General features: G+C 41.6%; 1 protein-coding gene. It reads right to left on the bottom strand.

What is annotated here, in order from left to right:
* Window positions 1–79: 79 nt before the first annotated feature.
* Window positions 80–519: hypothetical protein (locus NE473_RS30175; protein WP_349769260.1), on the bottom strand; the 440-nt coding region annotated here is incomplete at its 5' end.

Raw genomic sequence — 519 nt, 5'->3', positions numbered from 1 at the left:
GGAGGAAATCTGTTTTCAGATCTTCCAGTCTATACTATAACATTTCTAAGCAGAACATATAGAACAAATAGAACAAATTTTAATTATTTTCTAAAAATCTTCTATACTCCATTTTTATTCCATCTGCCGTCGAATTTCTTCCCAGCCTAATAGCTATTTCTCCCCATGAAAGCCCTTCAAAATACTTGAACCTTGTAATCCTCTGCATTCTCTGGGGAATCGTATTAAGCCAAGCCTCCACCTGTACCTTGATTTCCTCCGCTTTGGCCTTCCGCTCCTCCAATAATTGCTCATACGCTGCCAGTTCTCCCGGCTCCCTTGCCGCGGCATATACCATACCATGTATGTTGAAACTCTGTGCTGCATAAGGGAACTCACTCATAGACCCACGTACTCTATCCTGCACTATGGTCTTGCGTTGCTTTTTTACTCTTCTAATATCTGCCTCTGTCTCTTTGATTAATTCACATGCATCTATATATTGTTCCAGCACCTCCTTATTCAACGGCCTCACCCCTT

Source organism: Hungatella sp. SL.1.14, from assembly GCF_024460495.1.
Lineage (GTDB): Bacteria > Bacillota > Clostridia > Lachnospirales > Lachnospiraceae > Hungatella > Hungatella hathewayi.
The sequence above is the reverse complement of the archived record's forward strand: the minus strand, read 5'-3'. Positions and strand labels throughout refer to the sequence as shown.